Here is a 21,110-nt window from a genome sequence, read left to right on the forward strand (position 1 = left end):
CATTGACCCATATCAACACCCATTTCCCGGATAGCGGCACAATAATGGCACCTTGCCAATACTGTTTCCGCTATCAGAGAAAACCTTCCATGGGTGCCTGGCTTAGCAATATCTCGCTGAAGTACAAATTCTGGGCCGTGAATGCGGTCGCGTTCATCACCACACTGCTGCTGGTGCTGTATGCCGTGCAGCTTGAACAACAGGCCCGCAGCCATGCCTCCCAAGCCTCGGCACAAGCCCAGGGCCGCTTGCTCGGTGCCTGGCCGGCCGGGCAAGCGCTGCCCACAGGCGAGCACTGGCTGACATTTGCCCGGGGCCAGGTTCCCGAGTTGGCGGACCAGGACTTGTCCGCCCTCAGCGAAGCCAGCGGCTGGGTCGAGTTCAATCACATGCCGCTGTTCGGCGAGAACCCGTTGATGGGCGCCGAAGTCGTCTCCCGCGCCGATGGCCAGCAAGTCGCCGTATTGGCCTATGCACCGAGCCTGAGCCAGGTGTTTACCGAACGTTTCACCAACTACGCGGTGGCGGTGCTGATCCTGATGCTCGCCATGCTCTGCGCCTCGCAGTTACTGATCCGCTTTTTGCTGGCCCAACTCAACACCTTGAAAGACGTAATGCTGCACGTCGAGAAAACCGGCGACCTCTCGGCCCGCGTGCCCCTGGCGTGCAAGGACGAAGTCGGGCAGATGGCCAGTGCCTTCAACGCCATGCAGGCCGGGTACCAGCGGGTGGTCAGCACCGTGGCACGCACCGCCAAGCTGTTGGACGATGGCGCCGCGCGCCTGGCCAGCAGCATGAATGAGGTCCAGCACGGCATGCTCGGCCAGCAAAGCGAGACCGACCAGGCGGCCACCGCGATCAATGAAATGACCGCCACCGTGTATCACATCGCCCAACACGCCGGTGCCACCCGCGACTTGTCCCAGACCGCCGACACCCTGGCCGGCAGCGGCCAGGAAGTGGTGAGCCGGGTCCAGCGCTCGATTGCCGGGTTGTCCACCGGAGTGCAGCAAACCGCCGAGATGATCCAGAAGCTGGCCGAGGACAGCCAGAAAATCAATGGCGTGGTCGGCGTGATCCACAGCATCGCCGAACAAACCAACCTGCTGGCCCTCAACGCCGCCATCGAAGCCGCGCGCGCCGGGGAAATGGGCCGCGGCTTTGCGGTGGTGGCCGATGAAGTACGCAACCTGGCCAAGCGCGTGCAAAGCTCCACCGATGAGATCACCCGCATGGTCTCTGCCCTGCAGGCCGGTACCCGGGATGCGGTGGACTTTATGCAGGAAAGCTCGTTCAAGGCCGACGACTGCGTGCAGCAGGCCCAGGAAGCCGGCGCTTCACTCGCCGAAATCACCAGCGCCGTGGCGCAGATGCGCGAGAGCAACACGCAAATTGCCGTTGCCGCCGAGCAGCAGAGCCATGTGGCCGAAGAGATGAACCGCGCGGTGGTGAGCATTCGCGATGTCACGGAAAACACCGTGCAACAGACTGTGGATTCGGCCACCACCAGCAACGAACTGGCGACCCTGGCCGGCGAGTTGAGCAAGGCTATCGGCCAGCTCAAACTGTAACGTTTGCCCACCGATCAGCCAGCGCACGCCGCTGGCTTGCTCCATCAAAACGCTATAACCCCCATAGCCAACCCCAATTCGCCGCCCCTGCCCGCCCGACCTAAACTCTGTTCATCAAGTATCAATGGACAGAGGATTTATCATCATGGGCAAACGTCACCCCAATCTCCCGGCCTGGCAATGGCGCGCCTACCCGCAAAACCATCAGCACCCGACCAACCTGGTATTGCACCTGATTGCCGTGCCGTTGTTCATCGTCGGGTTCCTGCTGATTGTGTCCGGCGTGTTCAGCCTGAGCCTGGCCAGTTTCGCCATCGGTGTGGTCGGCGTAATGGCCGGCCTGGCGCTGCAACGCCACGGCCATAGCCTGGAAGCCCAGGCCAGCGAGCCGTTCAGTGATCGTAAAGATGCAGTGCAGCGCCTGGTGGTCGAGCAGTTCGTGACCTTCCCGCGCTTTGTCCTCAGCGGTGGCTGGTGGCAGGCCTGGCGTCAGCGCCACCGCCACTGAGGATGGCTCAGGCGAAGACCACCACGGTCTGGCGGCTGATGGCGATCAATTGGCCGTCAGGCCCCCACAACATCGCCGCAGCATGGCCGTAACCGTCGCGGGCATGCTCGATCTGGACGTGGTACTGGCACCAGTCCAGCGTCGTCAACTGCGCCAGGGGCTGGATGAATTCGATGGTCCAGGTCAGGGTGCTGCCGGGTGCCGGCTTCTTCAGGTGCGGTAAGAGCGCCGGCGGCCAGGCATCCACCAGGGCGAGGATATGGGCTTCGGTCAGAGGCTCTTCTTTCACATCCCCCCGCAAGCGCACCCAGCCGCCCATGTCCCGGGATTTGTTGCCGGTGAACGGCAAGCCACCGACACTCCAGCGCATCGCCAGGTGGCGCATGAACTCAGGCGTCACGCCTTTGATATAGGGCAGTTCCTGGCACTCGTCCCAATGCTTGAAGGCCGGCGCGGGCAAGGCCGGCACGTCGATCTCTGAAGGCCGCGATGCGCCGAAGCTGGCCTGGGCCAGGGTCATCACTTCACCGCCCTGCACCACCCGCCCCAGCAACTGGCTGACCGCCTTGCCTTCGCGCAACACTTCCACTTGATAGCTCGCCGATAGATCTGGCGCCACTGGCCCGACAAAGGTCACGGCCAACGAACGCAATGGGCGATCAGCCGGCACCTGGGCGCGCAACGCTTCGTATTGCAAGGCGGCAACCAGCCCGCCAAACGTGGCGCGACCCTGGGCCCACTCGGCCGGAATAGACACGTCCAACGGGTTGTTACGGGCAGCGTCGAGCAAATCACTAAAGCGCATGGCGACCTCACATCAAGAAAACCGATGAGCGATCTTAACCAGCGCGCCAGCCCGGTACAGCACTTATTCCGGCCAAATACCCAGACAGATAAGCCGCAGACTCAGAAACAGTCCGCCGCCAGCTTGTCGAGGACCCGGTCCGCCTTGCCCTCGGCCTGAGCCATGGTGCGCTGCCAGACCGCGACACAGGGCTGTAGATCGGCCTGCTGCGCGGCTTGCGCCAGCCATTGCCAGCAGTCATGCCAATCCCCCAGCGCGCCCTGGGCAGACTTGAGGCGGGACATGGCCTTGGCCGGCACCTGGCCCAATTGCGGGTAGGCCTCGGCCGCGTAGCGCACGCGCTTGATCAACAAGCGCAGGCGATGGCGGTCGTGATCGGGATCGTGCAGTGCCACTTCCAGTGCCTGCCATTGCTTGGCCAGGCGCTTTTCGATGCGCGTGCGCAGGCCCTTGAGCAGTTTTTGCTGCTGGGATGCGCGGATAAATCGTGGAAAGGCTTCGAGGATCAGCAGCAGTCGCGCCAACTCCGGGCTTTTCGCCACCTGTTGATAGGTCTGCGACTGCAGGCGCAGGCGCCGGGCGGCTGCTTGGTGATAACCGTGCTGCTGCAGATACGCCGCCAACACCTCGCGATCGCGCAGCGGCGTGGTCAATTGGCCGACTGCGCTGGCGGCCGTCTCCAGTTGCTCGACGCCGGGCAGCCCGCGCAAGGGCCGCAACAAGCTGCGCAGACGGCGCACGGTGGTGCGCAGGTCGTGCAACGCTTCGTCATCGGTAACCGCCGCCAGGCGCGCCTGGCAACTCAACAATCCGACTTCCAGGCCAATGACCTGGGCGACTAACTGATCCACCAACGCCGACATGCTGCTTCCCCTGTTAAACAACGTCCATGCACCTGCGCAAAACAGGTGTCTGGAACCACCTTAACCATTCCCCCCGCGGGTTGCGCTGACTCGGATCAACGCCCGGCGCGCGACTCACGGATATAGAAACGGGCTTTTTCGGCTTTGCTGGCACAGCCTTCAAACGCTTCGAATTGCTGCTGGGTCTTGGCGCCGGTCAGCAACGACAGGGCCTTGGAATAGCTGACCGTGCCGGCAAACCCTTCGGCCTTGGCCAGGTCCAGTTCGTGCCACGCAGCATCCAACTGGCTGCCACAGCTATCGCGATAGGCCGTTTTGCCGGCACAACCGGCCAGGGCCAACACAATCACAGGCAAACACATCCAGGCTTTCATCAATGACACCTCAAGAAAAGAAAACAGTCGTGGGATGTAGACGCTGCCTACATCGAAAAGTGCCTTGTCACACAGCCTGAAATGCCCAGTACTGATAGCCAAAGCATACCCGCGCAAATAGGTCGGTTTACGAAATTTATCGCTCCGGTCAACTAGGATTGAAGCAGCCCCCTGGTTAGGTGCATTGTGGACAGCTGTTTTGCGAAGGATCCGGTCATGAAAAAACGCGTTGCATTGGTCCTGGGCTCCGGCGGAGCAAGGGGTTATGCCCATATCGGGGTGATCGAAGAGATCGAAAAACGAGGCTATGAAATCGCCTGTATCGCCGGCTGTTCCATGGGCGCGGTGGTAGGCGGGATCTATGCGGCGGGCAAGCTGCAGGACTACCGGAACTGGATCGAAAGCCTGGATTACCTGGATGTGCTGCGCCTGGTGGATGTGAGCTTTCGCCTGGGGGCGATACGCGGCGAGAAGGTCTTCGGGCAGATCCGCAAGATCGTCGGCGAGATCAATATCGAAGACCTGCGCATTCCCTACACCGCGGTGGCCACCGACCTGACCAACCAGCAGGAAATCTGGTTCCAGGAAGGCTGCCTGCACCAGGCCATGCGTGCCTCGGCAGCGATCCCCAGCCTGTTTACCCCGGTGATGCAAGGCAACCGCATGCTGGTGGACGGCGGCCTGCTCAACCCGCTGCCTATCGTGCCGGTGGTGTCGAGCCATTGCGACCTGATCATTGCGGTCAACCTCAACGCCACCAACCAGAAACACTACACCCTGCCGGTGATCCAGCGCCCGCCGGCGTTCAAGAGCCGCTTCGATAACCTGGTGCGCTCACTGGGCTCGCACCTGCCGTTTCGGCGCAAGCAGGCCGAGCAATTATTGTTGCTGGAACAAGAAGCGCTGCAAGCGCAAGCCGCCGATATCAACCCTTGGCTCGAAGGCGCCGAGCCCGAATCCCAGCAACCGGCTGCGGCCCCGGAAACGCCCGGCGCCCCCAAGTCGGCCACCGGTTCGTTCATCATCGACAACGTGGGGCCGGCATCGCTGCTGGACTTGATCAACCAGAGTTTCGAGGTGATGCAGACGTCGCTGGCCCAGTACAAAATTGCCGGCTACCCACCGGATGTGCTGATCAACGTGCCCAAGCGCGTGTGCCGCTTCTTTGAGTTCTACAAGGCGCCGGAACTGATCGCGTTGGGGCGGGAGATTGCCAGTGATACGTTGGATCGGTATGAGAGTGAGCAGAGTTGAGCTCTGCGGCGGGTTTTATGGCCTCATCGCGGGCAAGCCCGCTCCCACCTTTTGCATGTATTCACACACCTAAATGTGGGAGCGGGCTTGCCCGCGATGAGGCCGGCCCAGCAACCACAATCCCTCAGCAGCCCCCAACAACCGATACCCCACCTTTTGCATGTATTCACACAGCTAAATGTGGGAGCGGGCTTGCCCGCGATGAGGCCGGCCCAGCAACCACAATCTTTCAGCCCTCCCCCCCCAACAACCGATACCCCACCCCCGCCTCGGTCACGATAAAACGCGGCTGGGTCGGGTCATCCGCCAGCTTTTGGCGCAAGTGCCCCACCACAATCCGCAGGTAGTGGCTGTCTTCGGTATGGGTCGGGCCCCAGATATCCTTGAGTAGTTGCTGCTGGGTGATCACCCGGCCCGGATGACGCGCCAGTTGCGCCAGGACCGCGTATTCCTTGCGGGTCAGGGCCACATCGACACCGTCCAACAGCACCCGCCGATACGCCAGGTCGACCGTCAGCGGGCCAAACTGCAGAGCGGCTTGCTGCGCTTCGCCGGTGGGCGCCTGGCGCAGCAGCGCACGCACCCGGGCGAGGAACTCCTGGATGCCAAATGGCTTGGTCACATAGTCGTTGGCGCCCCCATCCAGGGCCTGGACCTTCTGCCCTTCGCTGGCACGCACCGACAACACCAGCACCGGGGCGCTCGACCATTCGCGCAGCTCGCACAGCACCTGTTGGCCGTCCATGTCCGGCAGGCCCAGGTCCAGCACCACAAGGTCCGGCTTGCTCAAGGCCGCCTGGGCCAGCCCTTCGGCGCCGGTCCCGGCCTCAATCACTTTGTAGCCCTGGGAGGCCAGGCTGATGCGCAAGAACTTGCGGATCTGCGGCTCGTCGTCAATGACCAAAATCGTCGCAGTCTGGCTCATGGTGTTCCATCACAATCGCTGAAAAAAGATAAGAGTAGCGCAGCGGGTATCACGCTTCACTCTCCAGGCTCGGCTGCGCCTGCAACGGCAGGAACAAGGTGATGCAAGTGCCCCGCCCCTCGATGCCCTCGGCCACGCTGATATGCCCGCCGTGGGCGCCAACCATGCCCTGGCAGATTGCCAGGCCGAGCCCGGTGCCCTGCCCGCCCCGGTCGCCCCGTGCGGCGGTGTAGAACATATCGAAAATCTTCGCCCGTTCGTCTTCGGGAATCCCCGGCCCTTCGTCACTGACCGAGAAAAACAGCGCCTGCTCCGCCACGCCGGCGCGCAGTTGCAAGCGGCCATGGGGCGGTGAAAAGCGTGCGGCGTTTTCCAGCACATTCACCAGTGCCTGCTCGATCAACGCGGCATGTACATAAAGCAGCGGCAACTCGGGCGGCACATCGGTGCTCACCTGCAACGGCGCCAGCACCGCGCGCAAACGGGCGAGGGAACTGCCGACGATATCGCCGGGCGACACCCAGTCCCGCGCCAGCTTCAAGGCGCCATGGCCCAGGCGGGTCATGTCCAGCAGGTTCTGGATGTAGCGGTCCAGGCGCTCGGCTTCATCGCGGGTGCCTTCCAGCAACTCCCGCCGATCTTCCAGGGGAATCGCTTCTCCCAGCGCCAGCAGGCTGTCGATGCTGCCGCGCATGGAGGTCAGCGGCGTGCGCAAGTCATGGGACACCGAGGCCAGCAAGGCGCTGCGCAGTTGTTCGGTCTCGCCGTGCAAACGGGCGGCCTCCAGGTTCTGGGCCAGTTGCGCGCGGGCCAGTGCCTGGGCCAACGGCTGGCTCAAGGCCGTGAGCAAGCGCCGGCGTTGGCCACTGAGTTCCAGGCCGGCCTTGGGGCTGACGCCGAGCAGTCCCAGTGGACCGTTTTCAGCAGACAACGGCCACCACCACCAACGCCCAAACGGCAAGGTGCCGGTGCCCATGCCCGCTGGCTGATCGTGCTGCCAGGCCCAGTCTGCGGCGGCACGTTCAGCCTCGGTAAAGGTGATCGGCCCACCGGTCTCGACCTTCCAGTCACTGGGCCCGTCGCGATTGACCAGGCACAGCTGCAAGTCGCTCCAGCCCTGCAGATGATGGGCCGCAGCGCTGACCACCGCCTGGCGATCAGTGGCGGCGGTGAGTTTGCGCGACAGGTCGAGCAGTTCACTGGTTTCTTCCTGGGTGTCGCGCAGGGCCTGCAACTGCCGACGCTGGCGCGCAGCCAGGTTGCCAGTCAGCGCCGCCATCAGCAGAAAGAACAGCAAGGTCAGCACATCCTCTTCACGCTGGATGGCGAAGGAGAAATTCGGCGGGATAAACAAAAAGTCATAGGTCATGAACGACAACGCCGCACACGCCAATGCCGGCCCCAGGCTGCTGCGCACCGCCACCAGCAGCACCGCCGCGAGGAACACCAGGGAGATATTGGGCAGCGGCAGGACACTCGACACGCCCCATGCCAATGCACTGGCCAGCACGGTTGCCAGCAGCGCCAGGGCGTAGTCGAACCACACCAGACCACGTACATCGGGCAAGCGCGGCGGCACCGGCGTTTCATCGCTATCGAGGACGTTGATCTCCAGGCCCCGGGCATTGCGCAACAGGCGCGCCGCCAAGCCACCGCCGAACAGCCGGCGGCGCCAGCGTGGGCGTGACTGCCCCACCAGCACCAGGCTGGCACGGCGTTCGGCCGCGTGCTGGATCAGGGTCTTGGCCACTTCGCCGGCCCGCAGCAACACCACTTCGCCGCCCAGGCGCTCGGCCAGTTGCTGGGCGTTTTGCAGGCGCAGCCGCGACTGTTCGTCACGTACCCGACCGTTGTCCACATGCACCAGGCTCCAGGGCAAATGCCGGCGCTGGGCCACACGGCTGGCGTGGCGCACCAGGCGTTCGGCCTCGGCATCGCCATCCACCCCCACCAGCAAGCGCCCGCGCACGGTGGGCGCGGCCTGGCCCAGTTGCCGGTAGCCCTGGGCCAGATCGTCATCGACGTGCGCGGCGGCGGTCTGCATTGCCAGCTCGCGCAGGGCCATGAGGTTGGTCTGGGTAAAGAACGCATCGATGGCCGCGCGCGCCTGCTCCGGCACGTAGACCTTGCCGTCACGCAGGCGCTCCAGCAGCTCGCGGGATGGCAGGTCGATCAGCAATAATTCATCGGCTTCCTGCAATACCCAGTCCGGCAGGGTTTCACGCACCTGCACGCCGGTGATGCCACGTACCTGATCATTGAGGCTTTCCAGGTGCTGGACGTTGACCGTGGTGAACACGTTGATCCCGGCAGAGAGCAGCTCCTGGATGTCTTGCCAGCGCTTTTCGTGGCGGCTGCCGGGGGCGTTGCTGTGGGCCAGCTCGTCCACCAGCACCAGCTTGGGCTTGGTGGCGAGCAAGCCGTCGAGGTCCATTTCTTCGAGCATCACCCCACGGTATTCGGAGCGCAGCAGCGGCTGCTGGGGCAAGCCACTGAGCAAGGCCTCGGTCTCGGCGCGGCCGTGGGTTTCCACGACGCCGGCCACCAGTTTGACGCCCTGGCGCAGTTGGGTGTGGGCGGCCTGGAGCATGGCGTAGGTCTTGCCCACGCCAGGGGCGGCACCGAGGAACACTTTGAGCCGGCCACGGCCGTGCTTGGGTAGGTCGGCTAGAAGGGCGTCGGCGCGGCCGGAGTCACTCATGGGGCAGTCTTCTTTCAGTTAGGGATGTTGGGAACAGGTTGGCGCCATCGCGGGCTTGCCCTAATGCCAGTCAGTTAAGCGCAGATCCCCTGTGGGAGCGGGCTTGCTCGCGAAAGCAGTGGGTCATGGGCCGACGTCTTCGCGGCGATGCGGCGATCCGACAAGCCCGCTCCCACATTTGATCTTCACTGCTTTGAGCATTGCGTTCGCTTAACTGATCGGCACCAGGGCAAGCCCTCGATGGCGGCGCAACGGTCTACAACTTTTCCAGCGCCATATTCAGCGCCAGTACATTCACCACCGGCGGCCCCACCAGCGGCTGTTCGATATGCTCGTCCATCAAGCGCTCCAGGGTCGACACCGGCAACTGGCGTGCCGCTGCTACCCGCGCCAGTTGATAGGCAATCGCCTGCGGTGGCAAGTGTGGATCAAGACCGCTGCCGGAGGTAGTCAATAGCGCCAGGGGCACCGGGCCCTGGCCGGGGCCCTGGATTTTCGCGGCGTCGTCAAACACCCGCGTCGCCAGCGCCGGGTTGCTCGGGCCGAGGTTGCTGGCGCTGCTGGACACGGTGGCAAACGCACCCGCCGAAGGCCGCGAGTGGAACCAGCGCTCGCCGGTAAATTCCTGGGCAATCAGGCTGGAACCGCGCACCTTGCCTTGGTCGTCACGCACCAGGCTGCCGTTGGCCTGGTCGGGAAAGGCCACCTGGGCGACACCGGTCACTACCAACGGATAGGCCACGCCCGTGATCAGGGTCATCAATACCAACAGGCTCAAGGCCGGACGGATCATGCTGGACATTTCATCTTCCTCAATTGATTCGGGACCTGTAGGAGCCGGCTTGCCGGCGACAGCGGTGTGTCAGTTACACCGCGTCAAGCGGATCGCCGGCAAGCCGGCTCCTACAGGGTTGGGTCAGACCAGGTGCAGCGCGGTCAAAAGCATGTCGATCGCCTTGATCCCGGCGAACGGCACCACAAGCCCGCCCACGCCATAGATCAACAGGTTGCGTCGCAGCAGCGCCGCCGCACTCGCCGCCTGCACCCGCACACCGCGCAGGGCCAGGGGGATCAGCACCACGATGATCAGCGCGTTGAACACAATCGCCGAAAGGATCGCGCTCTGCGGGCTGTTCAGGTGCATCACGTTAAGCACGCCCAGTTGCGGGTAGATCGAGGCAAACAGCGCCGGCAGGATCGCGAAGTACTTGGCCACGTCGTTGGCAATGGAAAAGGTGGTCAACGCGCCCCGGGTCACCAGCAATTCCTTGCCGATCTGCACCACGTCCAGCAGCTTGGTCGGGTCGCTGTCGAGGTCGACCATGTTCGCCGCCTCGCGGGCCGCCTGGGTCCCGTCATTCATGGCCATGCCCACATCCGCCTGGGCCAGGGCCGGGGCGTCGTTGGCACCGTCGCCACACATGGCCACCAGGCGCCCGTCGTTCTGCTCATGGCGGATGCGCGCCAGTTTTTTCTCCGGCGTGGCTTCTGCCAGCACATCATCCACGCCGGCTTCAGCGGCAATCGCGGCGGCGGTCAATGGGTTGTCGCCGGTCACCATCACCGTGCGGATCCCCAGCTTGCGCAGCTCGGCAAAGCGCTCACGGATACCCGGCTTGACCACGTCCTTGAGGTGGATTGCGCCAAGCAATTTACCGTCGGCACACACCAGCAACGGGGTGCCGCCGCTCTGGGCGATCTTGTCGATTTCCCGGGACAGCGCGGGCAACAGGTCTTGGCGTTGCAGGCCGATAAACGCCAGCAGCGAATCGACCGCACCTTTACGGTAGACCCGGCCCTGATAGTCCACACCGGACAAACGCGTTTCGGCGCTGAACGGCACGCCTGTCAGCTCTTGCACGGAGGGCTCGTTGTACGGATGCAGGGCGCGCAGGTATTCGACGATGGATTTGCCTTCCGCCGTATCGTCGGCCAGCGAGGCCAGCAGCGCGCCTTCGGCCAGTTCCTTGCCGTTGACGCCAGGCGCGGCATAAATGCCTGCACAGCGACGGTTACCGAAGGTGATGGTGCCGGTCTTGTCCAGCAGCAGCACATGCACGTCCCCCGCCGCCTCCACGGCGCGCCCGGACTTGGCGATCACATTGAGGCGCACCAGGCGATCCATGCCGGCGATGCCGATGGCCGATAACAGGCCGCCGATGGTGGTGGGAATCAACGTCACCAGCAGTGCCACCAAAAACACCAGCGGCAGGCTGCCATTGGCGAAATGGGCGAAGGGCTGCAAGGTCACCACGACCAAAAGGAAGATCAGGGTCAGGCCGATCAGCAGGATATCCAGCGCCACTTCGTTGGGGGTTTTCTGGCGCTTGGCACCTTCGACCAGGGCGATCATGCGGTCCAGCGTCGACTCACCGGGGTTGGCGGTGATGCGAATCAGCAGCCAGTCCGAGACCAGCCGGGTATTGCCGGTGACGGCCGAGCGGTCGCCGCCGGACTCGCGGATGACCGGCGCGGACTCACCAGTGATCGCCGCCTCGTTGACCGCCGCGATGCCTTCGATGACTTCGCCGTCGCCAGGGATCATTTCCCCGGCCGCGACCCGCACCACATCGCCTTTGCGCAGGCTGGTGGCAGGCACTACCGTGAAGCTGCCATCGGCCTCCTGGCGCCGCGCACTCAGGCCTTCGCTGCCAGCCTTGAGGCTATCGGCGCGGGCCTTGCCACGGCCTTCGGCCAAGGCTTCGGCGAAGTTGGCGAACAACACGGTGAACCACAGCCACAGGGCGATCTGCACCGCGACAAAGGTCGGCACGCTGCTGTCCGGCACCAGGCACAACACGGTGGTGAGGATCGCGGTCAGCTCGACCACCAGCATCACCGGCGAACGCTTCAGCTGGCGCGGGTCCAGCTTGACGAACGCCTGGATCAGCGCCGGGCGCCACAGGGCCGAGATCGCGGTCTTGGCCGACTCCTGGGTCTTGACCGCAGCGGTATTGTTTACAGGCATATTCATGTTCATACCCCTTAGAAGCCCATGCTCAGGTGTTCAGCAATAGGGCCCAGTGCCAGCGTCGGCAGGAACGTCAGGCCGCCCACCAGCAAAATGGTCACGGTCAGCAGCGTCACGAACAACGGGCCGTGGGTCGGGAAGCTGTTTTGGCCAATCGGTGCGCTTTTCTTCATCGCCAGGCTGCCGGCCAGGGCCAGGACCGGGAGGATGTAGCCAAAGCGGCCGATCAACATGCCCAGGCCCAGCATCAGGTTGTGAAACGGGGTGTTGGCGCCCAGGCCACCGAAGGCCGAACCGTTGTTGGCACTGGCCGAGGTGTAGGCATAAAGCAACTGGCTGAAGCCGTGGGGGCCGGGGTTGCTGATGGTCGCGGCGGTGGCCGGCACGCTGGCGGCAATCGCGCCGAGTACCAGTACGCCGACAGGCATCACCAGCAGCGTCACCACCAGCAACTGCACTTCCCGGGCCTGAAGTTTCTTGCCGAGGTATTCCGGGGTGCGGCCGATCATCAAGCCGGCGAGGAATACCGCGATCAGCACGTTGAGCAACATCCCGTACATACCGGCACCGACGCCACCGAAGATCACTTCGCCGACCATCATATTGACCAGCGCGACCATCCCGCTCAGGGGGTTGAGGCTGTCCTGCATGCCGTTGACCGAACCGTTGGACGCCGCCGTGGTGGTCACCGACCACAACACGGTGCCGGTGGTACCGAAGCGCGATTCCTTGCCTTCCAGCGGCGCAGCCTGCTCGACGGCCGGGTTGTTCAGGGTCGGGTTGGGCTGGTACTCAGACCACAACGACACCGAGCCACCGATCAGGAACAGCGCCAACATGCAGCCGAGGATCGCGCGGCTCTGGCGCAGGTCCTTGACGTAGTGGCCAAAGGTGAACACCAACGCCACCGGGATCATGATGATCGCCGCCAGTTCAAACAGGTTGGCCCAGGCGGTTGGGTCTTCAAACGGATGCGCCGAGTTGACCCCGAAGAAGCCGCCGCCGTTGGTCCCCAGTTGCTTGATCGCAATCTGACTGGCGGCCGGGCCGAGCGGGATCACCTGATCGACGCCTTGCATCGTCAGGGCATCGACATAGTGGGCGAAGGTTTGAGGCACGCCCTGCCAGACCAGAAACAACGCCAGCACCAGGCACAATGGCAGCAGGCCATAGAGGGTGGCGCGGGTCATATCCACCCAGAAATTGCCCAGGGTGCTGGCAGACTTGCGACCGATCCCACGACACAGGGCGACAAGCACCGCAAGGCCAGTGGCCGCACTGACAAAATTCTGCACGGTCAGGCCGACCATCTGGCTCAGGTAGCTGAGGGTGGCTTCACCGCTGTAGGACTGCCAGTTGGTGTTGGTCATGAAACTGACGGCGGTGTTGAACGCCTGCGTCCACTCCTGACCCGGCAATTGCTGCGGGTTGAGCGGCAAGTAACCCTGGAACAATAGGATTGCAAACAACAACAAAAAGCCCGCCAGGTTAAAGGCCAGCAGGGCCAGGGTGTACTTCTGCCAACTTTGCTCTTGTTGCGCATCAACCCCGGCCACGCGATAACACACGCGCTCCACCGGTCCGAACACCGGCGTCAGCCACGTGCGCTGCCCTTCCATCACCTTGTAGTAGAACCGCCCCAGAAATGGCGCCGGAACCAGCACCACGACGAAGAAGGCGATGATCAGCCAATAGTCATAACTGTGCATAGCCGCTCCTAGCCCCGGTCCGCGCGCAACAGCGCAACCAGCAGATAAATGAACAGCGCCACGGCCAGTAGCAGTGACACCCCGTCCAGAACACTCATGGAAGTTTCTCCGTCAAACGGCGACTGCCGCGTATGGGGCATTGTCCGCAGGAGGCGCGTAAAGGAGCGAGGGCGAGTGGGTGGTGGAGGCGTAAAGACGGCGTAAAGAGTGGGCTGGGCTTAGGTCTGCGAGATGGCTATCGCGGCTAAGCCCGGCGCCTGCGCTTGAGCGTGTTCACCGAGCCCATGTGGGAGCGGGCTTGCCCGCGATAGCATCTGCACATCCACCACCGCCCTACCCTGGTGCACGAAATAACAGTCTCAAACAACAAACTATCTCCCAGGCGACAGTTCCTGCCCTTTACGACGCCCTTTTCCAAGCTGGCATGGCCGCTGCAATGTCCTGAAACATTCCAAACCGTTCAGGGAGCAGCACGATGAACACACAACTCAAGCCCACCTTGGGCACCTTGCACCTGTGGGGCATCGCCGTCGGGCTGGTGATCTCCGGCGAGTACTTCGGCTGGAGCTATGGCTGGGGCGTGGCCGGGACGCTGGGCTTTTTGGTGACGTCATTGATGGTCGCCGCCATGTACACCTGCTTTATCTTCAGCTTCACCGAACTGACCACCGCGATTCCCCACGCAGGCGGGCCGTTTGCCTACAGCCGCCGAGCGTTCGGCGAGAAAGGTGGGTTGATTGCCGGGCTGGCCACCTTGATCGAATTCGTCTTCGCGCCCCCGGCGATTGCCCTGGCGATCGGCGCCTACCTGAATGTGCAGTTCCCGGCACTCGACCCGAAACACGCAGCGGTCGGGGCCTACTTCGTGTTCATGGGCTTGAATATTCTCGGGGTCAAACTGGCTGCGACCTTTGAATTGGTGGTGTGTGTGCTGGCCGTGGCCGAACTGCTGGTGTTTATGGGCGTGGTCGCCCCGGCGTTCAGCTTCAGCAACTTCGCCCTCAACGGCTGGGCGGGCGCCGACACCTTTGGCGCACCGGCCGTTGCCGGGATGTTCGCGGCGATCCCCTTTGCCATCTGGTTCTTCCTCGCCATCGAAGGCGCCGCCATGGCCGCCGAAGAAGCCAAGGACCCGAAACGCACGATTCCCAGGGCTTACATCAGCGGCATCCTGACCCTGGTGTTCCTGGCCATGGGCGTGATGTTCTTTGCCGGCGGCGTGGGCGACTGGCGCACCCTGTCGAACATCAACGACCCCCTGCCCCAGGCGATGAAAACCGTGGTGGGCGAAAGCTCCGGCTGGCTGCATATGCTGGTGTGGATCGGCCTGTTCGGCCTGGTCGCCAGCTTCCACGGCATCATCCTCGGCTACTCGCGGCAGTTCTTCGCCCTGGCCCGCGCCGGGTACCTGCCCTCCTCCCTGGCCAAACTGTCACGCTTCCAGACACCCCACCGGGCCATCCTCGCCGGCGGCGTGGTGGGCATCGCCGCAATCTACAGCGACGGCCTGATCAACCTTGGCGGCATGACCCTGACCGCCGCGATGATCACCATGGCCGTGTTCGGCGCCATCGTCATGTACATCATGAGCATGCTCAGCCTGTTCAAACTGCGTAAGAGCGAACCGCTGCTGGAGCGCACCTTCCGCGCGCCGGGCTACCCTATCGTGCCGGCCATCGCCCTGATCCTGGCGCTGGTGTGCCTGGTGGCCATGGCGTGGTTCAACACCCTGATCGGCCTGATCTTCCTCGGGTTCATGGCCGCAGGTTTCATCTACTTCCAACTGACCGCCCAAGACCGCGCCGATGCACCGGCAGATGCAATGTTGACCGGGCTCTAAACCAGCGAGGCAGAACGGGCCTACAATGGAACGACTGACGAACGCCGTCACTCAAAGCTGATAGTGCCGTGGGGAATCTTCCCCATGGCAGTCGGCCTCAAGGAGAGCCCTATGCCCTGGTATGCCTGGTTGATCATGGTGGTCGCTATCGGTTCGATCGTCGGTGGCTTGATGATGCTGCGTGACAGCGCCAACAAAGTGGAACTGACCGACGAACAACGCAAACGCGTCGCCGAGCGCAATGCTCAGGCGGACGCCAAGGATGCGCAGGATCGCTGAAACAAACGCCTCGTGCTGACCGCTACTGGCAGCACGCCAGGCGAATCGATTTAGAGTAGTGCAAATTTGTAATCGCACCGAGAAACGCCGCCAAACCTTGGTTAATATGGCCTGATGTTTCAGAGGGCCTTCTTATGCGCTACTCGCAAAATCACAAAGCTCAAACCCACCAGCGCATCATTAAAGAGGCGTCGGTCCGGTTTCGTCGCGATGGCATCGGCGCCACCGGTCTGCAACCCCTGATGAAAGCCCTGAACCTGACCCATGGCGGGTTCTACGCCCACTTCAAATCCAAGGACGAACTGGTGGAAAAGGCCCTGCAAGCGGCCTCCGCCGAGCTGGACGCACATTGTGCGATGCTCTTCAGCCAGGAACGACCGCTGGAAGCCTTCATCGACAGTTACCTGTCCGAGTGGCACCACACCTCCCCGGACCAAGGCTGTCCGTTACCCACCATGTCCTCGGAACTGGGACAGCGCGGGCAACAGAGCCCCACCACCGATACAGTTCTCGGCGCCCGTCTCAATCAAATCGAAACCGCATTGGGCAACCCCAACGCAGACGAGCAAAGCCTGGTGATGATGTCCACACTGGTGGGCGCGTTGGTCCTGGCGCGTAGCGTCGAAAACCCGGAACTGGCGACACGCATTCTCGACGTGGTGCGAGAAAGCCTGAAAACCGGGGTCAATACAGCCTCTGCAGACATAAAAAAGGCCGGTCAATGACCGGCCTCGTGCCTTGATTACTTAACTTCCAGCCTGTCGCGATTCTTCTCCAGCAGCGACTTGCCAATTCCCTTCACTTCCAGCAACTCATCCACCGCCGTGAACGATCCATTGGACTCGCGATAAGCAATGATCGCCTTGGCCTTGGCGGCGCCAATGCCGAACAGATCACGGCGCAGGGTTTCAGCGTCTGCTGCATTGAGGTTGACCTTGGGGGTTGCTTGTTCGCTTGCACTCAACTGGGCCGCGAGCGGTACAGGCGCCTCGGGTTTGGACGATGGGGCGGCGATGGCCGTGATGGAAAGGCTGGTGAGAATGGCAAAAAACAGGGAGGAAAAAACCGATCTACGCATTGGAGACGCTCCATGACATCAGTGGGAAAAGCAGCTTTGCGAAGCTGCTTTTCAAACTTAGGTGATGTGGGGGGATAGTCAAAAATGGGTGAGTTACAACATATGGCAGCTGAAAATAAGCGCGTGCCGCCTCAAGCGCCCTCGGGGCCAGGAGCCGAGCGGGCAAGGCACAATCAACACCTGCCCGAAAATATCAACGTTTATCTAAACGCGCTGTGCCAGAGCACGCACTGATTGCTTCATCTTGCCAGGTGAATTGGATATCATGGAATTTTTCGAAAAGAAGCGAGCCGGGACGAAATGCGAATGTCGACAGACCTGTACTCTGTAGCGGTAATTGGAACAGGCACTATGGGTAAAGGAATAGTACAGATCCTCGCGCAGTCGAATCAAATCTCGACCGTATTCTGGAAAGGGCGCAGCCTGGCTTCTGTTAATAACTCTCTAGTTGAATTGGAAAGCCAATGGAGTCGCCAAGTTAAAAAAGGCAGACTCGAAGAATCACTTGCCCGCCAATATCGCGAAAAAATAGTTACTGTTGAGCATTACACATCCCTGTCTGACTCGAAGCTGATCATTGAAGCTATTGCAGAGAACATGGATGCCAAACAAGCAATATTCAAAGAACTTTCGACCATATCGTCGGCCGATATGATCCTCGCGTCAAATACCTCCTCGCTCTCCATCACTGGCCTAGCGTCGCTGTGCGCTTTCCCTGAAAACGTGGTAGGCCTGCACTTTTTCAATCCGGCGCCGGTCATGAAACTGACTGAAGTTATCGCGGGGCTTGCTACCTCAAGTGCCACATTGGATTGGGCGGTCAACTTCTCCAAAGGTCTGGGAAAAGAACCCGTAATTGTTAACGAAGCTCCAGGATTTATCGTAAACCGGATGTTGATCCCTATGATCAACGAGGCCATTGGTATTCTCGCGGAGGGCGTCGCCACAGCCGAAGAAATTGATAAGGCGATGCGCTATGGCGCCAACCATCCAATAGGCCCGTTGGCACTTGCGGACCTGATCGGCAATGATGTGAATCTCTCGATCATGGAAACTCTGCACAATGAAACAGGCGATCCAAAATATCGCGCCCATGCCCTGCTGAGAAAAATGGTTAGAGCCAATCATCTCGGTAGAAAAACAGGCCAGGGCTTTTACAAATACTAATTCGCAAACAAGGCACTTGTTTTTTCAAGTGCATTGTCAGAAGGGAGATTTTAATGATACATGCAACCGCGATTATAGATGACGGTGCAAAGATTGGGAACAATGTCAGTATTGGCCCTTACAGCATTATTCATAAAAATGTCGTTATCGGTGATAACACCGAGATCGGTGCGTACTGTGAAATAGGCTTGCCGACGAAGCTTGCAAATGGACGCCCGCTGATCATTGGCAACGGCGCCGTAATCCGCTCGCACAGCGTATTCTATGAAGGTTCGACTTTTGGTGAAAACCTGGTTACAGGCCATCGAGTCACTATAAGAGAGCTGACAACAGCCGGTGACGGTTTCCAGATTGGCACTTTGGGCGATATCCAGGGCCACTGTGAGATTGGCGACTATGTCAAATGCCATAGTAATGTTCACATTGGGCAACACTCGACTGTGGGCAACTACGTCTGGATCTTCCCCTATGTGGTACTGACCAACGACCCTCATCCACCGAGTGAGGTGATGGCCGGTGTAACGATCGAAGACTTCGCGGTAATCGCTACCATGTCGGTCATATTGCCCGGTGTCACCGTTAAAAAAGGCGCACTGGTAGGTGCCCACAGCTCCGTGAACAAAGACGTCAATCCAGATGCCGTGGTTGCCGGCTCGCCCGCAAAGTTCATTTGCGGCACAGAGAAGATCAAATTGAAGGATGGTTCAGGGAATCACGCCTATCCATGGCGTCGACATTTCCACCGCGGATATCCAGAGAAAGCCGTCGCTGAGTGGATCAAGGAATTTTCGTAAGCCCCGCTGACGCTGGCTCATCAGTAAATCCTTTCATAGGTTTCACTGGTGAGCCAGGCCGCATCTCAAGGCTCCAGGCGACGCTGCTGATAGATCCAGTCCACGATCTCGCCATCCGGAGCATACCCACTGACCGTATCGCGTAGCAGTTGACGGACCCGGCTGTAGTCGTCCGCATCAACCGCGGCGAGCAGCTCTGTCAGCTTCCCTTTGAGTAACTCCCAATCCAGATGATCCTCGTTGGCACTCATGATCATCGGGTGCTGGGTGGCCACGACGTTGTCGCCAATCAGCAACTCCTCGTAGAGCTTTTCACCGGGACGTAGCCCTGTAAACTCGATGGCGATGTCACCATGTGGGTTTTTATCCGAACGAACACTCAGGCCGGACAGGTGAATCATCTTCTCTGCCAGCTCGACGATTCTTACCGGCTCGCCCATATCGAGCACGAACACATCTCCGCCCTGCCCCATAGAGCCCGCCTGGATCACCAACTGGGCAGCTTCGGGAATAGTCATGAAGTAACGCGTGATCTTGGGGTGAGTGACCGTAAGCGGCCCACCAGATTTGATCTGCTTGTGAAACAACGGAATAACCGAGCCAGACGAGCCCAATACATTGCCAAAGCGGACCATGGTGAAGCGGGTCTTGTTGACGCGGGAAACATTGGCCTTGTCGCCAAACAATACCGGGGCCAACTCACGGCTCAACGCCTGCAACGTCAACTCGGCCAAACGCTTGGTACTGCCCATGACATTGGTCGGGCGCACAGCCTTGTCCGTGGAGATCAGCACAAAGTTGGAGACCCCCGCCTGAAGCGCCGCCTGGGCGGTATTCAATGTACCAATGACATTGTTAAGGACACCCTCGGCAATGTTGTGCTCAACCATCGGTACATGTTTGTAGGCTGCCGCGTGGTAGACCGTATCAACATGCCAGGTCTTCATCACGTCGAGCAATTTTGCCTGGTTGCGTACCGAGCCTAGGATCGGTAGCAAGCGAACAGGCAGCGACTCACGAGTGATGCGCTGCTCAAGCTCGGACAGAATGCTGTAAAGGTTAAATTCACTGTGCTCGAACAGCAACAAGGTAGTTGGACGCAATGCCAGGATCTGGCGGCAAAGCTCCGAACCAATCGAACCGCCCGCACCCGTGACGAGCACGCTCTGACCTTTGATGCAATGCTCTAGCAAATCGCCCTGGGCAGGCACGGCATCCCGCCCGAGCAAGTCGGCAATGTCTACTTCCTGAATGTCATCGACCTTCACCCGGCCGCTGGCAAGATCCATGAAACCCGGCACACTCCGTACGTGCAGCGGGAACCCTTCCAACAGGCCGAGAATCTCGCGCCGCCGCGCACGATTGGACGACGGAATGGCCAACAGGATTTCCTGAGCCCCCGTGGCGTCGATCATCTGTTGAATGTGCTTGGGCTTGAACACTTGGAGGCCGGAGATGACGCGATCGGAAATACTGCTGTCGTCGTCGATAAACGCCACCGGACGCATGACCCGCCCCATGCGAAGCGCAGCCACCAGTTGATTGCCGGCAGCACCTGCGCCGTAGATCGCAACCTTGGTCAGGCCATCATCGCGACTGGTAAACGGCACATGCTGGGCTGCTGCAAACCAATCCCCCAGAAAGTACTGGCGCATGGCCAGGCGCAAACCACCAATCATGATCAGACTGAGCCACCAGTAGTTGAACACGATAGAGCGTGGTACGACGTTCTCGTGGTTGCTGTACCAATAGACTACAACCCCCAAGATCAACGCCGACAGGCTGACCGCCTTGATAATCGCGATAAGCGCATCGTTACCGAAGTACCGCATCACGGCGCGATACATGCCAAAACGAATAAATAGCGGGATCGAGACGATTGGCGCGCTGATGAACAGCCATGAATGCAACACGACGGGGTTGACCAACTCGTCGATCCCCAGACGAACCACAAATGCCATCCAGAGGGCGAGCCAGACCAGCACGATGTCGGCAATGACCTGGAGGATGCGTTTGCGTCTGCGAGGAAGGCTCAGCAAATATGCCCGTAATTTATCCATGTTGTTCCCGACTACCCCTTACTGCATACAATTGAAAAAACGTTCGACTGGTGGCTTCCACCAGCGGCTCTGATGGGTAAAGACAAGCGCGTTGCAGAGGCTTTCACACCTCATCAGAGGCTCACGCCAACAAATCATACAGGCTAAACAACCCATGCTTCTGCCTGCTTGACCATCTGCGCCTTGGCAGCCGGAAGATTCCGACTGCCCA

At 61.0% G+C, this 21,110-nt stretch carries 19 protein-coding genes; 8 read left to right on the top strand and 11 right to left on the bottom strand.

The features are described 5' to 3' along the window. The first annotated feature begins 89 nt into the window (after positions 1 to 89). Both ACO77H_RS18465 and ACO77H_RS18470 read left to right on the top strand, forming a co-directional pair. Positions 90 to 1,571 (top strand): methyl-accepting chemotaxis protein, encoded by a 1,482-nt coding sequence (locus ACO77H_RS18465; RefSeq protein ID WP_169952692.1) that lies wholly within the window; start codon positions 90 to 92, stop codon positions 1,569 to 1,571. Between the two features lie 145 nt (positions 1,572 to 1,716). Beyond that, positions 1,717 to 2,079 carry an Mpo1-like protein gene (locus tag ACO77H_RS18470; protein ID WP_170042804.1) on the top strand — a complete coding sequence of 121 codons (363 nt, stop codon included), beginning with the start codon at positions 1,717 to 1,719 and terminating at the stop codon, positions 2,077 to 2,079. 7 nt (positions 2,080 to 2,086) lie between these two features. On the opposite strand, the gene ACO77H_RS18475 is transcribed toward ACO77H_RS18470, so the two are convergent. The 3 genes from ACO77H_RS18475 to ACO77H_RS18485 form a co-directional block, all read right to left on the bottom strand. After that, complete coding sequence (locus tag ACO77H_RS18475) at positions 2,087 to 2,884, bottom strand: acyl-CoA thioesterase (RefSeq protein WP_432754414.1); 798 nt, start codon at positions 2,882 to 2,884, stop codon at positions 2,087 to 2,089. Positions 2,885 to 2,985: 101 nt separating this feature from the next. Beyond that, complete coding sequence (locus ACO77H_RS18480) at positions 2,986 to 3,747, bottom strand: CHAD domain-containing protein (RefSeq protein ID WP_170042802.1); 762 nt, start codon at positions 3,745 to 3,747, stop codon at positions 2,986 to 2,988. Positions 3,748 to 3,842: 95 nt separating this feature from the next. Continuing rightward, on the bottom strand, positions 3,843 to 4,121 hold the full coding sequence (locus ACO77H_RS18485) for a hypothetical protein (RefSeq protein ID WP_029300795.1): 279 nt from the start codon (positions 4,119 to 4,121) through the stop codon (positions 3,843 to 3,845). Between the two features lie 216 nt (positions 4,122 to 4,337). Between ACO77H_RS18485 and ACO77H_RS18490 the strand changes: the two genes are divergently transcribed. After that, positions 4,338 to 5,375 (top strand): patatin-like phospholipase family protein, encoded by a 1,038-nt coding sequence (locus tag ACO77H_RS18490; RefSeq protein WP_169952699.1) that lies wholly within the window; start codon positions 4,338 to 4,340, stop codon positions 5,373 to 5,375. 229 nt (positions 5,376 to 5,604) lie between these two features. Here the strand turns inward: ACO77H_RS18490 and ACO77H_RS18495 are convergent, their stop codons facing one another. The 6 genes from ACO77H_RS18495 to kdpF all read right to left on the bottom strand — a co-directional run bounded on the left by ACO77H_RS18495 (position 5,605) and on the right by kdpF (position 13,779). Next, complete coding sequence (locus ACO77H_RS18495; protein WP_169952701.1) at positions 5,605 to 6,300, bottom strand: response regulator; 696 nt, start codon at positions 6,298 to 6,300, stop codon at positions 5,605 to 5,607. A 49-nt stretch (positions 6,301 to 6,349) separates the two neighbouring features. After that, positions 6,350 to 9,001, bottom strand: a complete 2,652-nt coding sequence (locus tag ACO77H_RS18500) for a DUF4118 domain-containing protein (RefSeq protein WP_432754415.1) — start codon at positions 8,999 to 9,001, stop codon at positions 6,350 to 6,352. 256 nt (positions 9,002 to 9,257) lie between these two features. Beyond that, a complete protein-coding gene (gene kdpC / locus ACO77H_RS18505) occupies positions 9,258 to 9,803 on the bottom strand; it encodes a potassium-transporting ATPase subunit KdpC (protein ID WP_170042799.1) in 546 nt (181 codons plus the stop codon). A gap of 114 nt (positions 9,804 to 9,917) precedes the next feature. Further along, entirely contained in the window at positions 9,918 to 11,981 is a 2,064-nt protein-coding gene (kdpB, locus tag ACO77H_RS18510) for a potassium-transporting ATPase subunit KdpB (RefSeq protein WP_407073412.1), read from the bottom strand. Between the two features lie 5 nt (positions 11,982 to 11,986). After that, positions 11,987 to 13,681, bottom strand: a complete 1,695-nt coding sequence (gene kdpA, locus ACO77H_RS18515) for a potassium-transporting ATPase subunit KdpA (protein WP_432754416.1) — start codon at positions 13,679 to 13,681, stop codon at positions 11,987 to 11,989. Between the two features lie 8 nt (positions 13,682 to 13,689). Next, positions 13,690 to 13,779, bottom strand: a complete 90-nt coding sequence (gene kdpF / locus ACO77H_RS18520) for a K(+)-transporting ATPase subunit F (RefSeq protein WP_032863112.1) — start codon at positions 13,777 to 13,779, stop codon at positions 13,690 to 13,692. 377 nt (positions 13,780 to 14,156) lie between these two features. On the opposite strand from kdpF, the gene eat reads away from it, so the two are divergent. From eat to ACO77H_RS18535, 3 genes are all read left to right on the top strand, one after another. Beyond that, positions 14,157 to 15,521 (top strand): ethanolamine permease, encoded by a 1,365-nt coding sequence (gene eat / locus ACO77H_RS18525; RefSeq protein ID WP_170042797.1) that lies wholly within the window; start codon positions 14,157 to 14,159, stop codon positions 15,519 to 15,521. A 111-nt stretch (positions 15,522 to 15,632) separates the two neighbouring features. After that, positions 15,633 to 15,800 carry a DUF2897 family protein gene (locus ACO77H_RS18530; RefSeq protein WP_003172675.1) on the top strand — a complete coding sequence of 56 codons (168 nt, stop codon included), beginning with the start codon at positions 15,633 to 15,635 and terminating at the stop codon, positions 15,798 to 15,800. A gap of 134 nt (positions 15,801 to 15,934) precedes the next feature. After that, positions 15,935 to 16,525 carry a TetR/AcrR family transcriptional regulator gene (locus tag ACO77H_RS18535; protein ID WP_169952712.1) on the top strand — a complete coding sequence of 197 codons (591 nt, stop codon included), beginning with the start codon at positions 15,935 to 15,937 and terminating at the stop codon, positions 16,523 to 16,525. Positions 16,526 to 16,542: 17 nt separating this feature from the next. Here the strand turns inward: ACO77H_RS18535 and ACO77H_RS18540 are convergent, their stop codons facing one another. Beyond that, complete coding sequence (locus ACO77H_RS18540) at positions 16,543 to 16,878, bottom strand: ComEA family DNA-binding protein (RefSeq protein WP_170042796.1); 336 nt, start codon at positions 16,876 to 16,878, stop codon at positions 16,543 to 16,545. A 306-nt stretch (positions 16,879 to 17,184) separates the two neighbouring features. On the opposite strand from ACO77H_RS18540, the gene ACO77H_RS18545 reads away from it, so the two are divergent. Together ACO77H_RS18545 and ACO77H_RS18550 are read left to right on the top strand one after the other, a co-directional pair. After that, the gene (locus ACO77H_RS18545; RefSeq protein ID WP_432754417.1) at positions 17,185 to 18,045 is read left to right on the top strand and encodes a 3-hydroxyacyl-CoA dehydrogenase family protein; all 861 of its coding nucleotides are present in this window, start codon (positions 17,185 to 17,187) and stop codon (positions 18,043 to 18,045) included. Positions 18,046 to 18,098: 53 nt separating this feature from the next. Next, positions 18,099 to 18,839 carry an acyltransferase gene (locus tag ACO77H_RS18550; protein ID WP_170042794.1) on the top strand — a complete coding sequence of 247 codons (741 nt, stop codon included), beginning with the start codon at positions 18,099 to 18,101 and terminating at the stop codon, positions 18,837 to 18,839. A 65-nt stretch (positions 18,840 to 18,904) separates the two neighbouring features. Here the strand turns inward: ACO77H_RS18550 and ACO77H_RS18555 are convergent, their stop codons facing one another. Next, positions 18,905 to 20,899: a polysaccharide biosynthesis protein gene (locus ACO77H_RS18555; RefSeq protein ID WP_432754418.1), complete on the bottom strand. Its 1,995-nt coding sequence runs from the start codon at positions 20,897 to 20,899 to the stop codon at positions 18,905 to 18,907. Positions 20,900 to 21,110 lie beyond the last annotated feature (211 nt).

The sequence above is a fragment of the Pseudomonas sp. WMBT8 genome (genome assembly GCF_050916005.1).
GTDB lineage: Bacteria > Pseudomonadota > Gammaproteobacteria > Pseudomonadales > Pseudomonadaceae > Aquipseudomonas.

Excerpts from the sequence above, each read along its gene's own strand:
- ACO77H_RS18555 (WP_432754418.1), bottom strand. The coding sequence starts at position 20,899 with ATGGATAAATTACGGGCATATTTGCTGAGCCTTCCTCGCAGACGCAAA.
- eat (WP_170042797.1), top strand. The coding sequence starts at position 14,157 with ATGAACACACAACTCAAGCCCACCTTGGGCACCTTGCACCTGTGGGGC.
- kdpB (WP_407073412.1), bottom strand. The coding sequence starts at position 11,981 with ATGAACATGAATATGCCTGTAAACAATACCGCTGCGGTCAAGACCCAG.
- ACO77H_RS18540 (WP_170042796.1), bottom strand. The coding sequence starts at position 16,878 with ATGCGTAGATCGGTTTTTTCCTCCCTGTTTTTTGCCATTCTCACCAGC.
- ACO77H_RS18550 (WP_170042794.1), top strand. The coding sequence starts at position 18,099 with ATGATACATGCAACCGCGATTATAGATGACGGTGCAAAGATTGGGAAC.
- ACO77H_RS18470 (WP_170042804.1), top strand. The coding sequence starts at position 1,717 with ATGGGCAAACGTCACCCCAATCTCCCGGCCTGGCAATGGCGCGCCTAC.
- ACO77H_RS18500 (WP_432754415.1), bottom strand. The coding sequence starts at position 9,001 with ATGAGTGACTCCGGCCGCGCCGACGCCCTTCTAGCCGACCTACCCAAG.
- ACO77H_RS18485 (WP_029300795.1), bottom strand. The coding sequence starts at position 4,121 with ATGAAAGCCTGGATGTGTTTGCCTGTGATTGTGTTGGCCCTGGCCGGT.
- ACO77H_RS18495 (WP_169952701.1), bottom strand. The coding sequence starts at position 6,300 with ATGAGCCAGACTGCGACGATTTTGGTCATTGACGACGAGCCGCAGATC.
- kdpC (WP_170042799.1), bottom strand. The coding sequence starts at position 9,803 with ATGTCCAGCATGATCCGTCCGGCCTTGAGCCTGTTGGTATTGATGACC.
- ACO77H_RS18465 (WP_169952692.1), top strand. The coding sequence starts at position 90 with ATGGGTGCCTGGCTTAGCAATATCTCGCTGAAGTACAAATTCTGGGCC.
- ACO77H_RS18490 (WP_169952699.1), top strand. The coding sequence starts at position 4,338 with ATGAAAAAACGCGTTGCATTGGTCCTGGGCTCCGGCGGAGCAAGGGGT.
- ACO77H_RS18545 (WP_432754417.1), top strand. The coding sequence starts at position 17,185 with ATGTCGACAGACCTGTACTCTGTAGCGGTAATTGGAACAGGCACTATG.
- kdpF (WP_032863112.1), bottom strand. The coding sequence starts at position 13,779 with ATGAGTGTTCTGGACGGGGTGTCACTGCTACTGGCCGTGGCGCTGTTC.
- ACO77H_RS18475 (WP_432754414.1), bottom strand. The coding sequence starts at position 2,884 with ATGCGCTTTAGTGATTTGCTCGACGCTGCCCGTAACAACCCGTTGGAC.
- kdpA (WP_432754416.1), bottom strand. The coding sequence starts at position 13,681 with ATGCACAGTTATGACTATTGGCTGATCATCGCCTTCTTCGTCGTGGTG.
- ACO77H_RS18480 (WP_170042802.1), bottom strand. The coding sequence starts at position 3,747 with ATGTCGGCGTTGGTGGATCAGTTAGTCGCCCAGGTCATTGGCCTGGAA.
- ACO77H_RS18535 (WP_169952712.1), top strand. The coding sequence starts at position 15,935 with ATGCGCTACTCGCAAAATCACAAAGCTCAAACCCACCAGCGCATCATT.
- ACO77H_RS18530 (WP_003172675.1), top strand. The coding sequence starts at position 15,633 with ATGCCCTGGTATGCCTGGTTGATCATGGTGGTCGCTATCGGTTCGATC.